Annotated in this window: 10 protein-coding genes; 4 read left to right on the top strand and 6 right to left on the bottom strand. The window is 48.6% G+C overall.

The features are described from left to right. Positions 1 to 22: 22 nt before the first annotated feature. A complete protein-coding gene (locus HRU78_01935) occupies positions 23 to 4,588 on the bottom strand; it encodes an ATP-binding protein (GenBank protein ID QOJ22553.1) in 4,566 nt (1,521 codons plus the stop codon). 31 nt (positions 4,589 to 4,619) lie between these two features. Next, entirely contained in the window at positions 4,620 to 5,024 is a 405-nt protein-coding gene (locus HRU78_01940; protein QOJ22554.1) for an SEC-C domain-containing protein, read from the bottom strand. Positions 5,025 to 5,093: 69 nt separating this feature from the next. On the opposite strand from HRU78_01940, the gene dinB reads away from it, so the two are divergent. After that, positions 5,094 to 6,251 carry a DNA polymerase IV gene (dinB, locus tag HRU78_01945; GenBank protein ID QOJ24873.1) on the top strand — a complete coding sequence of 386 codons (1,158 nt, stop codon included), beginning with the start codon at positions 5,094 to 5,096 and terminating at the stop codon, positions 6,249 to 6,251. A 171-nt stretch (positions 6,252 to 6,422) separates the two neighbouring features. Further along, entirely contained in the window at positions 6,423 to 7,088 is a 666-nt protein-coding gene (locus HRU78_01950; protein QOJ22555.1) for a CAAX prenyl protease-related protein, read from the top strand. A 42-nt stretch (positions 7,089 to 7,130) separates the two neighbouring features. On the opposite strand, the gene HRU78_01955 is transcribed toward HRU78_01950, so the two are convergent. Beyond that, positions 7,131 to 8,003 carry a flagellar brake protein gene (locus HRU78_01955; GenBank protein ID QOJ22556.1) on the bottom strand — a complete coding sequence of 291 codons (873 nt, stop codon included), beginning with the start codon at positions 8,001 to 8,003 and terminating at the stop codon, positions 7,131 to 7,133. A gap of 420 nt (positions 8,004 to 8,423) precedes the next feature. On the opposite strand from HRU78_01955, the gene HRU78_01960 reads away from it, so the two are divergent. Further along, on the top strand, positions 8,424 to 9,809 hold the full coding sequence (locus tag HRU78_01960) for a porin (protein ID QOJ22557.1): 1,386 nt from the start codon (positions 8,424 to 8,426) through the stop codon (positions 9,807 to 9,809). Between the two features lie 63 nt (positions 9,810 to 9,872). Here the strand turns inward: HRU78_01960 and rluD are convergent, their stop codons facing one another. Then, the gene (rluD, locus tag HRU78_01965) at positions 9,873 to 10,904 is read right to left on the bottom strand and encodes a 23S rRNA pseudouridine(1911/1915/1917) synthase RluD (GenBank protein QOJ22558.1); all 1,032 of its coding nucleotides are present in this window, start codon (positions 10,902 to 10,904) and stop codon (positions 9,873 to 9,875) included. On the opposite strand from rluD, the gene HRU78_01970 reads away from it, so the two are divergent. Further along, a complete protein-coding gene (locus HRU78_01970; GenBank protein QOJ22559.1) occupies positions 10,903 to 11,724 on the top strand; it encodes an outer membrane protein assembly factor BamD in 822 nt (273 codons plus the stop codon). The genes rluD and HRU78_01970 overlap by 2 nt on opposite strands. A gap of 37 nt (positions 11,725 to 11,761) precedes the next feature. On the opposite strand, the gene HRU78_01975 is transcribed toward HRU78_01970, so the two are convergent. Beyond that, positions 11,762 to 12,196: a universal stress protein gene (locus tag HRU78_01975; protein QOJ22560.1), complete on the bottom strand. Its 435-nt coding sequence runs from the start codon at positions 12,194 to 12,196 to the stop codon at positions 11,762 to 11,764. Positions 12,197 to 12,320: 124 nt separating this feature from the next. Then, on the bottom strand, positions 12,321 to 13,190 hold the full coding sequence (locus HRU78_01980) for an alpha/beta hydrolase (protein ID QOJ22561.1): 870 nt from the start codon (positions 13,188 to 13,190) through the stop codon (positions 12,321 to 12,323). Positions 13,191 to 13,360 lie beyond the last annotated feature (170 nt).

Here is a 13,360-nt window from a genome sequence, read left to right on the forward strand (position 1 = left end):
TGATGTTGCCTTAAAGTTATTTTTACGGTCTTTCCGCATCGCGCAGCCATTCTTGCAATCCATTGATTCCGATAACAAGGAATGAGTCTTGTAATGCGATTACCCTGCGTAGCGTGGTTCCTGCATCGGATTCCTCTCTTTCCTCGGCTTCACGAAACAAACGCGTCAGTAATTGAGATAGTGCTCCGGAGCTGTATATGGGACGCTTGGTACTTTGAATAAAAGCAGCTAATCTTTCTGCAGAATCGAGTGTTTCGTCGGGCCTAAGCTGTGATGCGGCATTGAGCCAATCTTCGATGTCATAAAAATGAAAGTGACTATTACTTTGATCCTGCTCGATGATGGATAAATATTTATCAAAGATGTCAGGGGAAATAGGAGCGGGTGGCTGGTGTTGCCCAAACAGTGTTGACACTTCTCCAGCGACGGTTTGCGCAATACTACCTATCTCTTCTAAACCGGCTCGGATACCAAAAAAGCATTGTTCGGGATGTTGAGCAAGGTTTTCGTTATTCGACCATACGGATGCAGCCCCTTTCCATGCGTCAGTGCTGCCTAGCGATCGCAATTGGGTGATGAATTCATGTAAATTAATGTGTTCTGATAGAACCGCGAGAGCGGAGATTCGCCCCCAGGTTTCAAGTGTTTCTCCTGTCGAAGTAGAAACAATGCGTTCCAGAATTCGCGATACTTCATTGAAGCGATTGTGGTATGCATGGTAAAGACAAGGCTCGGCAATTTTCCATAGGTGCTCGTTACTATTCTCCAAAACCGGATAGAAAATCTCCCAACCCAATTCAGGTAGAAGGCTTTGAAAATAGGGTAGCCGTTGCAAAATAAGTGCACGAACCGCCGGGTGAGGATCACGAGCGAAACGTTTCAGTGTTGGTTCAAGTAAATCGGGAAATGGCCGGTGTTTTTCAGCCCATCGTGTGGCGATAATCATGACGGCCTCAGCTGCATTACCACGTATCATGTTGATTCCGATAAGTGTGGAATCTTTTTCATCGTTATCGAAATCGGATTCTTGGCAGTTAGCAAAGCCTATCGCAATAAAAAGCAGTCGTGTCGCGTCATGTTCATTCTCAATTACGTTTGCACTGGCTTCTAGGGCTTTGGCTGCTGCTCGGCAATGATGCCAATACGATGGATGCCGCTCAATTTCATCAAGAATCAGGCTTGCCAAGACTTGTGGATCAGAAATTTCAATCGGTATCCACTGACTGGTATCAAAGTGCAGATTTCCATATCGTTGGGCAAGATAAGTCGCTACACCATTCAAAATATCGTCTTTAAAACGATCAGGGATATCGATCCAATGGTCGGCTAACAAATGGATAAAACGAGTCGGATTTCTCGAAGAAGCCTCGCTTAGTTGCCATTCAACCTGCTCCGCTCCTCCAACTAAGAAATTGCGCTCCCAATCATTCCGGCCTTCTTTGGTATAGTGCGATAGAATTTTTAGCACAGCCTCATCCGTGCTACAAAGAAACCGTTCATACGAAAAAGGTGCTGCGACTGTGCCGCTCCATGAATCGATATATGGTTGCCGGGTGAAAGGGCCAAGTTTTCTCTCCCAATCAATCAATGTCATCTGAGCCTCTGGGGATCGCAGGTAAGCGGGAATTGCTGATATCAACTCAACACGAGTTCTAAGTATCCACGGATTTTCTTCAGTGCTTTCATTGTCTCCAAGAGTCAGGATTGACGATAGTACAGAATCCTGAGTACATGCATTCAAGTACACAAACGAAGCATTGAGCAAATTTCCAATCTCGTATCTCAGCCTTGATTCCAGCATTTTTTTGTCGAGTATCAAGGTTCCGATTTCAGCGACATTACGTTTGGGTGAATGGGTAAACGCCAAAATAGCGAAGTAGCGCAAAGCACCTTCATTGCTGCGACAAAGTTGTGTCCGGTGATTGATCCACCAGCCGGTATGTTCTTTGGCATGATGGATGATTGCGTTTTCAACTGCCTGGAATAACATAGTTTCTTCGGAGGCGTGACTGGTGTCATGGCGGCTATGTATAGAGTCGTATGAGGTATGCTTAAGAAAGTTATCGTGCCAATCTCGATTGTTATGGTACCTCTTGCTAAGAATGAAGCTCCATTGCTCGATGGATGCAATTGCTAAATCCAGCAGATGCTCCGATTTCAGCATACGTTGACAAAGAAAATCTTTGCTTGCGAATTCGTTAAGGCCGCACTTGAGTTTATGGTCGAAATGGTACTTTAATAAATCTTCTTCTTTGATATCGCCTGCGATATAACGCCACAGCAATGTATCATTGGCTCCGCCAGTATCGATGTACCGAGCAATTGCATCACCCAAAAAATCGATTTTTTGATGCGGTAGGATTAAAAGTTTTTCGAGAAGCTGGCCTGTATTAATTCCAGCGTCTGAATCTATATCGCGTAGTTCAAGCGCGATGTTCTGCGCAACCCGGTTACGCTCTACCCAATCATATTCCAAAGCATTCAACCAAAAGGAAAGCACGCCTTTTGGGTCAGCTTTTTTCCAGGAAACTACTCGATATACATGTGCGATTAAACTTTGTGAGTCGCGTTCTTGCGTTATATGGGGGACTAGGAATTTAAGCCAGAAATGATGCCATTTGATGGCATAGCCGTGTTCATATAGCGAATTGAAGAGCTCGCGATGCTGTCGACGGAGATGCTGAATCAATGACCAGTCTTCATCTTGCGGAATTTGTTCGGCTAACGATTCCGCCACAAGACGCCGGATATGAAATGCTGCGTTGCTATCAAATACGGCGCGAAGTTGCCGGCGAAAACTTAAACGATCTCCAGCCGCCAGATACGCGACATAAGCGCGGATCGTTGGGCGAACGAAAGGTATAGCCGGAAGTTTTTCTATAAAGGACTTCAAAGTAAGCTGATCCCGTTCAGCTCCGCTGACGACGAGAACATCGAGTAAAGTTTGATGTCCGAATTCGATATTACCGGACTGATTTTGATGCAGCACGCCAGTACTTAAGAGCCGTTTGGAAATCTCATCCGACACTTGAATTTGCACATGTGGAATGTCGAGTTGCCGTGATTTCAACATCTGGTTTGCCATCCGTTCAATGGCTATCATGGCTGTTTCGCCCAGAGTTGCATCGCTTTGTACTATCGTTTCCAGATACTTTCGGCTCAGTGCTTGGCTTGTTGCAATATTGAAACTTCCGGCTTGTTGCGCAATATCTGTGAATATCGCAAGTTCCCGAGGATTTTGAAGCAGATTCCGTGTGATTGTGTCGAGTGATGCTGGGTCGACTCCAACTTGACTAACCAGTGGAGCGACTACGGTTTCCCAATCCAGCGGTGCATTGTTGACTGTTTGATCCCATTTCCGCTCGGAAAGGCGGTGGTCGTACTTCCGGTCAAATTCTCGGCAAGCAGCAATTACCGTTACGTTTGGGATGAGTAGTAGCTGATCTATCTGTGCGAGGAAAAAAGATAATACAGTATGCTCTCGTGATAAGGACAATACATCGAGCGAGTCAATGATGATAATGGTATGTCTGTAATCAGACATCCGTCCAACTTGACCAATCAAGTTACTCGGCAGGCCAAGCGAACTTCTTGCTTCCGGTGTTGTGCAATTAGCATATTCACGGGCTTGGATGAATAAGGTAGCCAAGTCCGGGCGCTTTTCCAGCTCTTCTCGCAGCTTCATAAGAACGCATGTCTTGCCAGAGCCGGGTGTTCCAGTAAGCAGAACCGAATGTTTTCTCGTTTCAATTGCATTGAGGAGCTCGCTGATAGCAGAAACATAAAGCTGGTTTCCAGCGATATCACGACGCCAATGACGACCGACTGCGGAGGCATTGGCAAACGATTTTTGGATTTCTTGTTGCGCTATAGGTCGGGCGAAAGTCGCACCTGATTCAGTTAGGATATTGCGAAGATCAGCCTTGGTAAGCCGGTGTGAGAGTAGAGTTGAAGAATTTCCATTATTTGTGATCCGCGCTCCAAGCAAATCGAGTCTCATCCATAATGCATTGAATGCAACTTCTGAATTTGAAACAAGATATGCCAGACGTTCCTTTAGAAGCTCTTGCATTCGTCCGAATTCAGGGGAAGTTTCAAAGATTGTTTGCTGGAGTAGCTTGTAGGTGCTGATTCCAGAGCTAGCTATAAGTTTGGCCAAATCTGTGTCGGTCTTCTGATGATCTTTGGTCAGACTTGTTTGATATGTAGTCTCATCCGGCTGAGTGGCTGAATGTTCACGTAGTTTTGCTAGAGTTCCAAAGCTTCCGCGTGTATAGAAGATGACCTGAGATTTTTGGTTGATAGTCATGAATTGTGCGGCCTTGATCAATTCATCTCGAAGATCAGTAACAGACCATGAATTAAAATCCGGTTGGTTCTTTTTGCACTGGCAGCAGATCAGGTCTCCGTCAGAGAGACCGATCACTATGTCGTCGACAGCTATCGGTTTTCCCTTTGCATCCAAGGAAGTTGAATCAACTTCAAGCCACTGGTATTTATCGGTTGAAAGTATGCTCAGAGCCCAATCAAACGCAACAAGGGTTTGGTAAGTGTCACCACGATTTGACCGAACACCCGCGAGACTCAAATTATTTCCTCACAGTAAAAAGTAGGTGGACTTAAAGAATGTCACCATCGACATAAAACCACTGCTCATCTTCGCGCACAAACCGGCTGATTTCGTGCAAGCGATGGGCGCGACCGTTGATTTTGTAACGCGCAACGAATTCGACGATGGCATGATCCGTACCGGTTTGTTCATGCCGTTTTACCGTTAACCCCAGCCATTGGCGGGTGGGGTGACCGGTTAATTCAAGAGAAGCCGGGCGTGTGCCGGGATGCCAAGTTGCCAGCAGATAATCTTCGCGCTTCAGCGTATATGCACTGTAGCGCGAGCGCATCAGGTTTTCCGCGGTAGTGGCGGTTCCGCCCTGATCCAGGTAGCGGCCGCAGCAGTCTTCGTAATGCCGGGCGCTGCCGCACGGGCAGGGCAGTGTTTTCAAATGAGCGCTTGGGGTATTCATATACAATGATGCGGTTTATTCGCCGTGTAATTTATCACAGTCTGCATGAGTATCGCGTTGACCAATACCGTGAATCCTCCGTCGCGCCGGATCGCGCATCTGGATATGGATGCGTTTTATGCCTCGGTCGAGTTGCTGCGTTATCCCGAATTGCGCGGCTTGCCGGTGGTGATCGGCGGACGGGACGAACATCAGCCGGTGATGCAGGTGGATGGCAAGCGGCGCTTTTTCCGCTTGCGCGATTACACCGGGCGCGGGGTCATTACCACCGCCACGTATGAAGCGCGCGCATTGGGTGTGCATTCCGCCATGGGGGTGATGAAAGCTGCGCAGCTGGCGCCGGATGCGATTCTGTTGCCGGTTGATTTCGCCATTTACCGGCATTATTCGCGTTTGTTCAAAGCCGCCGTCGCCGACATCGTTTCGCACATCGAAGATTCCGGTATTGATGAAATCTATATCGATTTGACCGATTTACCGGATGAAACATTGCCGCTGGCGCAACGTATCAAGCAGGCGGTGAAAGAGGCCACCGGGCTTTCTTGTTCGATCGGCATTACGCCGAACAAGTTGCTGGCGAAAATCTGCTCCGATCTGGAGAAGCCGGATGGATTGACGATCCTTAGCATGGCCGATATTCCGCAGCGCATTTGGCCGTTGCCGGTGCGAAAAATCAATGGCATCGGCCCGAAGGCTGCGAACAAGCTGGCTTCGCTGGGCATTACCACAATTGCCGAACTGGCGCAGGCCGAGCTAGGTTTTCTGCACATGCATTTCGGGCGCAGTTATTCGATCTGGCTGTATGAAGTGTCGCGCGGTATCGATGCACGGCCGGTTATTACCCACGCGGAACCCAAATCGATCAGCCGGGAAACCACATTTGAACGCGATCTGCATCCGCGCCAGGATCGCTCCGGCTTATCCGAGGCATTTACCGCATTGTGCGTGCAGGTTGCCGACGATTTGAAGCGTAAGGGCTATGTTGGGCGAACTATCGGCATCAAATTGCGTTTTGAGGATTTTCGCACCGTGACACGTGATTTTTCTCTTTCCGCACACACGGCAGATCCGGTTCTGATACGCCGTGCCGCGGGGGAGTGCTTACGCCGGGTGCCGTTGCAGAAGAAGATTCGCTTGCTGGGCGTGAAGGTCAGTGCGCTTTGCGCCGAGACTGCGGTGCCGGCAGCCGAGGCTTCCGGTCAACAGGAATTGCCGCTTGCGCTGTAACGCCATCGTCATATCGCTTACATTCAGAAGCGATAAAAGGCTGGTAAGCGGTTTTATTTCCCATTTTGATTTTTGCTCGCTCTTATACACTGCAAAATAGCATCAATGGATCGAGTAGTTGCTTTGATCATCAATCGCGTCATCACAAAAATTTTAATAAGGAATTGATCAATGGTTGACCGCACCAATTTGTACCGGATAGCGCCTTTCGGCGCCTATGTTTTTTTTATGATACTGGAAGACGCGCTATTGAAGTTCGGCTGGGAGCCGAACGAGCTGCGCATGCTCTACGCGGTAAAAATAGCCGTTGTCGCCGGTTTGCTGTGGGTAATGCGAAGCGCTTACAGTGAATTGCGCTGGCCGTCCGGGGCGGGCTTGCGTCTCTGGGTTGCCGCATTGGCAGCGGGCGTCGTGGTATTTATCGCATGGATTAATCTGACGGCGGATTGGATGGTGATGGGGGAATCCGTGGGTTTCGATCCGCGCGAAAACGGTGAAATCGACTGGTTTCTGGTGACCGTGCGAATTATCGGCGCGGCCTTGGTGGTGCCAGTGATGGAAGAACTGTTCTGGCGGTCGTTTTTGATGCGCTGGATTGAAAATCCCAATTTCCTTGCGGTAAATCCCGCTCATGTAGGATTCAAGGCGCTCTGCATTGCAGCCGCGCTGTTTGCGCTTGCGCATAGCTTATGGTTGGCTGGACTGTTTGCCGGTGTCGTTTATGGTTTGCTGTACGTGCGCAGCGGAACGCTATGGGCACCGATTCTGGCGCATGCGATTACCAACGGGATACTGGGGGTGTGGATTGTGATAACAGGCAACTGGGGTTTCTGGTAGCAGAAAAAAGCCGGTAAAAATTTTTTTCACCGGCTTTTCAAGTCAAATGACGTTTTCAGGGTGCTCGACGATTTCTTGATAAATCAGGTGGCGTAGCGCAAAAACTTGATCCGGCTTGATGCCGGCGTATTCGACACCGGAACAGATTATTTTCTGATTTTTCTTTGTGCTTTGCTTGGCGGACCGGATGATAGCCTTGATGGACAACGGTATCTCCCGGTCATGCACGGCGATGACAAAGGATAAGGTGACCACTGAACCTAGTGTGCCCAAAGGGAGATGAGAAGTAATGCCGGCACCGCAGATACTGAGATCGCTGATCGTGATCGGAATCGCCTTTTCGGCCACGGTCGCTTGGAAATTGCATTTAATTCTTCGTGACTTGCGAATACTTTGACCTTGTATGTCTTTGGGGAAAGACAGATGCAGGTATTTAAACGGCACTCTGATGATTTTGTCGACAAATACGGTGAATTTGTAGGCATACTGCCCGGTAATTAAACGAACGTTGATTTGATCGCCTTCAATAAAGGGTTCGCCGATCAATTGATCGGATGCCGGCATTGAAACAATCAGGGTGCTGTCTTGCACATAACCGATCATGGAAGTTGCATACGAATTGCTTTCGCCGGAATTTTTCGAGTATGTGGCTAAAGTAAGATGCATTTTATGACCCACTTTGAGATGCATATCTTCAAAACTGATTTTTCCCGGTGAACTCGTCGTGGCTTCAGCTTGCTCCGGATCTTGTTTTTGCATGCGGAAAATCGGCGATTCTTCCAGTTGTCTTAACTCATCCTCGGTTTTGAAGATGTAACCGCGCTTCTGTATGGGTTGGTGCGTTTGATCGAACAAATCCCAAGGTAGCGGCTGACCAACTATCAAGTCTGTTGTTTGTATGGGTATCAATTCCATAATCGCGTACTTAAAGTTATTAGTGAGAATCGGCTTAAAGGGTGTTAAGCGGTTTTTAACTACTGTTGTTAGAGCTGCTTTTAACGGAGCGGTTGTTTCAAAACTTTAACAACGGCGGGTGTTTTGCGTGATTAAGGTAAGGATGTGCAAGAATCATGAGAACTGAAACAGGAAGCTATAGAAAAAATATTGAATCCGGCTATATTTCCTGTTAATGCTGCAATAACCGGTAAAGTATCGATGCTGAGACTGCCCGGCACAGATTTTCTGTGTTGTATTTTTTCCGATAAGTCAGATATCCCGAAGGTTTGCGTTGACCCTTCAAACTATTCAGTGTTAGAGTTCAATCCATATGCATACTAAGGTTTTTATTTTTTGTTATTTGTATCTTTTTTATAGTTTTTTTAGGGAGGGGGGAGAATGGTGTATAAAACGATCTACAAAAACCAAATGACTCATGCCGTGGCGGGTGGGCTGCTGCTGCTCGGTATGAATTCATTTGGTGTACAAGCGAACAGCGTGAGCAGTATGGAAAGCAGCAGTAACGCTATTATGAATGCAATAAAAAACAGCGGTATCAGATTCGGCGGCTGGGTTCATGGCGGAGCGACATTCAATCCATATCAAACGGACGGTTTCAACGGTCCGGTGACATTTGCCGATCAAGCAAACAGAGTGCAAATGAATCAATTGAATTTCTTTCTGGAGCGTCCGGTCAGGACAGAAGGAAAAGATTGGGATATCGGTTTTCGTGCTGATTTTATGTTTGGAACGGATGCGATCTTCACCCAAGCCTATGGCAATCCTGCATTCGATGTAAACGATGGACGGCCATTAGCCGACCGGGGAAACTGGGATCTGGGGATATGCTGTAGTTCTTTGCGTACCTACGGCATTGCAATTCCTCAAGCCTATGCAGAAGTCTATGCGCCTGTTGGTAACGGACTGAATATCAAAGTGGGGCATTTTTATACGCCGATCGGCTATGAAACGGTACCGGCGCCAAACAACTTCTTTTATACGCATGCTTATACCATGCAATACGGCGAGCCTTTTACGCATACGGGTGTGCTAAGCAACTATACTATTAACAAAAATTTTACTGCTATGGCAGGTGCGATCGGTGGCAGCGGGACAGGCGGCTGGGATGGTAATTTTGACAAGCAGATGGAGAATTGGGGTGGCATCGGTGGCGTAACTTGGACCAGTGATGATCGCAAAACTTCTTTCAACGTCAGTGGCACCGGCAGTACGACTTCTACACGAAACAGCAGTTTTTGGGGATTGTACAGTATAGTCCTGAAACATATGCTGACGGACAAGACACATTTAGTTGTGCAGCATGATCACGGTTTTGCTGATAATGTGCTGCTGGCTAACCTCAAGTATGGCGGCGTAGTCAAAGATGCGCAGTGGTACGGCGTTAATATGCATCTCTATTACGATTTGACTCCGGATTTATCGATCGGTGTACGTGGCGAATGGTTCCGCGACCGCGATGGTTTCCGTGTTTTTGCTCCAGGACGGGTAAGCTTGGCGACTAACTATCTTGGCAGCAGCTACGCATTAGGTGGCGGAACTCAACTGGCTGCCAGCACACCGGCTGATTATTATGCAGTTACCGTCGGGGCAAATTGGAAAGCAGCCAAGACACTGAATCTTCAATGGAAAGGGCTGAAGAATTTGAATATCCGCCCCAATTTCCGCTACGATAGAGCGGAATCGCTGCATACGGCAACGTACAGACCATTTGGCGGGAATAAGGATCAGTTTTTATTTTCACTGGACGCCATCTTGCCTTTTTGAGGTATGGAAATATGATGCAAGAGTTTATTGGTACGACAAAGAATGCGCCTGCGGGCGCATTTTTTATTCAGCATCATCCGGTTTGATGTACTGCCGCAATCTCTGCAGCAGATGATTCATATCATCAGGAATAACGCTTTCCCATTGCACGATCTGTCCGCTGTGCGGGTGCGTCAGCGCAAGCCGTGCAGCGTGCAGCGCCTGTCTGGGGAAACCGGTTAATACTTGCCCTGTTTTCGCATTGGTGTTGCGGGGGGTGCCGCCATAAACCGGATCGCCTGCCAGCGGATATCCAATAGCGTGCATATGCACCCGTATTTGATGCGTGCGGCCAGTTTCAAGGCTGCATTGCAGCAACGTGCAACCGGCAAAATTTTCGATTACCTGGTAGTGCGTACGTGCCGGTTTTCCTTTGGTTGTTACTGCCATTTTTGTACGGTGCACGGGATGGCGTCCGACCGGCGCATCGACACTGCCGGCATGCATGATTTCACCCAGAACCAATGCTAGATAGTCGCGTTTTACCGTGCGTTGCTGCAACTGGCGCACGAGACTGGTTTGCGCTTCGAGTGTTTTTGCCACGACCAATAATCCGCTGGTGTCTTTGTCCAGACGATGAACGATACCGGCGCGCGGCACTTTCTCCAGTTGCGGCGCATGATGCAGCAAGGCATTCAGCAAAGTACCTTGCCAATTGCCGTTTCCCGGATGGGTAACGAGACCGGCGGGTTTGTTGATGACGATGAGGGTTTCATCTTCGTATGCGATTGTCAGGTTGATCGCTTCCGCCGTGTATATGGATTCCGCGGCACTGTCTTGCGGTGAGATCCGGACATGCTCGTTTCCCCATACTTTTTGTTTGACACTGGTGCTCCGGCCATTCAACGTGACCCTGTCCTCACCAATCCAAGCTTGCAGCCGGTTACGCGACCAGTTGGGTAACAGCTTCGCCAAAGCCTGATCCAGGCGTTGCCCGGCAAAATCGGCAGGAATGATCAGCTCAATGATATCCAGCGCTGATTCCCGGCATGCGGGTTGCGGCGGCTTTGCGTTATAATTCCCGGGTGTATCTTTGTTTTTAACGGAATTCATCATGTTGCGTATTTTAGCTTTTATTCTGCTGTTAACGTTATCCGCTTGTAAATTACTGCCGCAAGGTCTGTTGTCGGAACGCACGGAAGATCAGCAGGATTGGTCTGCCAATAAGTTTTATTCGGAAGCCAAGGATAAACTGAATGAGGGTAATTATAGTGCAGCCATCAAATTGTATGAATCGCTGGAAGCGCGTTATCCCTATGGCCGGATAGCGCAGCAAGCGCAGCTTGAGATTGCGTATGCGCATTACAAAAATGACGAACCGGCCTCGGCAATCGCGGCGGCGGACCGGTTTATCAAATTGCAGCCGAATCACCCGAATGTGGACTATGCTTATTACATCAAAGCGCTATCGGGTTTTAACGATAACTGGGGCATGATGGGGACGTTGATGCGAGGCCCGTTGAAGCAGGATATGAGCGAACGTGATTCAAAAGCGTCGTATGAATCGTTTGAGAATTTCAAAGAATTGGTGACGCGCTTCCCGGACAGCAAATATGCTGCCGACGCCCGGCAGCGCATGGCGTATCTGCTGAATTCCATCGCGATGAGCGAGATTCATGTGGCGCGTTACTATATGAAGCGTAAGGCGTATGTCGCGGCAGCCAACCGGGCGCAAAATGTGGTGAAGGAATATCCGCGCACACCGGCTACCGAAGAAGCTTTGTATATCATGATCAGAGCCTACGACGCGCTGCAAATGCACGATTTGCGCGACGATGCGGAACGCGTGATGCGGATGAATTTTCAGAACAGTTTTTATCTGGCCGAATTACCCGAGGTGGGTGGGAAGAAATGGTGGGAGTTCTGGAAAAACTGATATGCCGCGATTCCGTTCGTGTTATTTCCGGACGATGTTACAAGTGGACGGCAAGTACATCGCATTTCGCGTGGTATAAAACTCCCTTGGCTGTCGAGCCCATCAGTACGGCAAGCCCGTGACGGCCGTGCGAACCGACTACAATCAGATCAATTTTTTCTTGTTCGGCCAGCCGGATGATTTCCTGTTGCGGCTCACCCCAGATCAGCCAGCGCCTTGCCGGTGCGATACCGAGTTGATTGCCGATCCGGGTCAATTTGTTTTTTTCCGTTTGCAGCAAATCATCCGGAGAATCTTCATCAAGCGGAATCACAGTGCCGTAGGGCGTGTCGGGCATCGGGATATTATCCAGTACGTGAATGAGGTGGAGCTGAGCGTTAAACTGTTGCGCCAGTGATTGCGCTTTTTGTGCAACATAGTGGCCTTGATCGGAAAAATCGATGGCGAGCAGAATATTCTGGTAGTGCATCATATTAATAAGTTGTTTGTTGTTGAATTGCTGTGCCGGTGGATGTGCGCATTGTAAAACAGGCAGGCACTTTATCACATCTCCGCTTTGGAGAACCGCTCATGCGTGCACACCGGCGCTATTTCCGTCACTGCGCATTGCGGCGCAGATAATGGAACAGAAAATCACTGACCCGCTGCTCGTATTCCTTGCCTGTGTATGTGTGCATATTGAAGTGCCGTGCTCCGGGGACGATCCATAATTCCTTGGGAAATCTCGCCGCAGCATAAAGACGCTCGGTTTCCGCTTGCGTGGTATGCGCATCGGCCGTGCCCGAAATAAACAACACGGGCGAACCGAGGTCATTGATCCGTGCAATCGGACTCAGCGCATCTGAGGGAGTATCCAGATAAAAAGACAACTGCCACAGCACCAGTGGCAGCAGGACCGATCCGTAATCGCCGAAATGCAGTTTTAAGCGGTTGTTAACCGCTTCTTCAAGCGTCGGATGCAGAGACTCCAGAATAACGGCATCCAGTTTCAGATGATGTTTGGCGAGCACAATCGCAGCAGCGCCCAGGGAAGCACCGATAGCGCCTATGCGTTCGGTGGGGAAAGTTGTTCGTAGATAAGCGACCGATGCCTCGACATTTTCCGATTCGCGCAGGCCGAATGTGATGCGATCGCCAGCGGTTTCGCCGTGGGCTTGCAGATCAATAAACAGAACACCGAAGCCCTGATCTTTCAGAAAGCGCGCCCGGCTGAGCATTTCCATCCGGTTGCTGCGCATCGAATGAACCAATAACACGACGCCACCGCCAGGTTTGCCACGGGCTAGCCAGCCATGCACCGTGACTCCCTGCTGTGCGGGTATTTCCACTGATTCAACCGGAAAATCTGCCGACAACGTACTCACCGCCGTGGGGGCTGGAGCGGTCAGAAGCGGGCCAATGGTAAATAGCGCAAGAATGATTCCGGTAATGGCGATCAGAATCAAGAGAAGTGTTTTGTGTTGCATAAATGCTAAATTGCGGTGATTGTTTGCGATGGAACTGATAGAAGTGTTAACGAATTCATTTAATTTATGATAAACAATATAATATAGCGATGATTCTCAAATTTTACTTTCAGTTCTCTACATGATGGTGATGAAAGTTAAAAGTAAATTAATTTAGTGGCCGGTTTTTT

This window comes from Gammaproteobacteria bacterium, from assembly GCA_015709635.1.
GTDB lineage: Bacteria > Pseudomonadota > Gammaproteobacteria > Burkholderiales > Nitrosomonadaceae > Nitrosomonas.

Excerpts from the sequence above, each read along its gene's own strand:
- HRU78_01940 (QOJ22554.1), bottom strand. The coding sequence starts at position 5,024 with ATGAATACCCCAAGCGCTCATTTGAAAACACTGCCCTGCCCGTGCGGC.
- HRU78_01950 (QOJ22555.1), top strand. The coding sequence starts at position 6,423 with ATGGTTGACCGCACCAATTTGTACCGGATAGCGCCTTTCGGCGCCTAT.
- HRU78_01955 (QOJ22556.1), bottom strand. The coding sequence starts at position 8,003 with ATGGAATTGATACCCATACAAACAACAGACTTGATAGTTGGTCAGCCG.
- HRU78_01960 (QOJ22557.1), top strand. The coding sequence starts at position 8,424 with ATGGTGTATAAAACGATCTACAAAAACCAAATGACTCATGCCGTGGCG.
- HRU78_01970 (QOJ22559.1), top strand. The coding sequence starts at position 10,903 with ATGTTGCGTATTTTAGCTTTTATTCTGCTGTTAACGTTATCCGCTTGT.
- rluD (QOJ22558.1), bottom strand. The coding sequence starts at position 10,904 with ATGATGAATTCCGTTAAAAACAAAGATACACCCGGGAATTATAACGCA.
- HRU78_01975 (QOJ22560.1), bottom strand. The coding sequence starts at position 12,196 with ATGATGCACTACCAGAATATTCTGCTCGCCATCGATTTTTCCGATCAA.
- HRU78_01980 (QOJ22561.1), bottom strand. The coding sequence starts at position 13,190 with ATGCAACACAAAACACTTCTCTTGATTCTGATCGCCATTACCGGAATC.